Here is a 1,262-nt window from a genome sequence, read left to right as displayed (position 1 = left end):
GGGAGCATCTCACTTATGCAATGAGTATTAATACTTATAGCAGTCAAAAACTAGAAAATCTTCAACTTGATCACAAAGAGAAATGAGATTATAATAGTTATAACTTACAATTCAGAATAGCTCTCGATGGGAGGAATAATTCAATGTTATCAGAAAATGAAAAAAGAATTAAAGAGTTATGTCAAGAGTTAGGGCAATGTCTCTATGAGCAATCCCAAATTAAGAAATTTAATAACTTGGGAGAGATAGAGGAGACAGTCAGAGATTTAATGATTCATTATGTTAACCCAGAAATCGGTATTTTTTTGTCAAAACAAGCACAGAAGAAACTGCCGGTCGGACGAGAAAAGTGAAAAGTATTTTGGGGGAATTACCAATTACAGAAAAACAAGCGAAAAAATTAGAAATAAAGTCTCGGACTCAGATGAGTCCAATGTTAGAGAAGAACTGTTTGCTATTAAGTGGCGATGAATCCTACGAAAAATCGGCGCAGAAAATCAAATCATTGACAGGGATTGCTGTTTCTCACAGTACCCAACAACGCCTCGTACATCGATATGCTTTTGAAGAATTACCGTCTAACCCAGAAGTGGAAGTGGAAGAAATGAGCCTAGATGGCGGTAAGGTACGACTAAGAACTGCCAAGGGAAAAGCCTTAATTTGGCGTGATTATAAAGCAGTGAGTTTTCATCAACTGGGGGTAGCGGCTTTTTTTCAAGATAACTCAGCTTTATTAGATTTGGTTAATTCTCAAGTTTTGGCCAAGCCTTTAATTTGTTTAGGAGATGGACATGATGGTATCTGGAATTTATTTCGTGAGATCGGAGAGAAACAGGAAAGAATTGAAATATTGGATTGGTATCATTTAATCGAAAACCTCTATAAAGTTGGCGGGTCATTCCAGCGAATTGAGGAGGTAAAATGTTTTCTATGGAAGGGGGACGTGGACGCCGCTATCTCTTGTTGTGAAGGATGGTCAGAGCCGCAAGTTGAGAATTTTATTACTTATTTAAACAAGCATAAACATCGAATTGTCAATTATGGTTATTTGCAGGCAGAGGGGATTTCCATTGGCTCTGGCTCCGTCGAATCAAAAATTAAACAAATTGCTCATCGTCTTAAAATTACTGGTGCAAGTTGGCAATCTTGTAATGTACCGCAAGTCCTTCGTCATCGCTGTGCTTATCTAAATGGTTGCCTTTTTTAACTTTTTTATTGATCTCATTAAGCATTTCTACTTATTGCAAAGGTGAGATGCTCCC

At 37.4% G+C, this 1,262-nt stretch carries 1 protein-coding gene; it reads left to right on the top strand.

Translation table 11 applies throughout. From position 1 onward, the window contains the following. Positions 1 to 143 precede the first annotated feature (143 nt). Positions 144 to 1,207 (top strand): ISKra4 family transposase gene (locus tag PX482_RS26595; RefSeq protein ID WP_106908108.1). Its coding sequence is split into 2 segments (ribosomal slippage): positions 144 to 300 and positions 300 to 1,207, totalling 1,065 coding nucleotides; the frame shifts between segments, so codons are not numbered across the junction. Positions 1,208 to 1,262: the final 55 nt, after the last annotated feature.

Source organism: Microcystis sp. M53602_WE12 (assembly GCF_030065455.1).
Lineage (GTDB): Bacteria > Cyanobacteriota > Cyanobacteriia > Cyanobacteriales > Microcystaceae > Microcystis > Microcystis aeruginosa.
The sequence above is the reverse complement of the archived record's forward strand: the minus strand, read 5'-3'. Positions and strand labels throughout refer to the sequence as shown.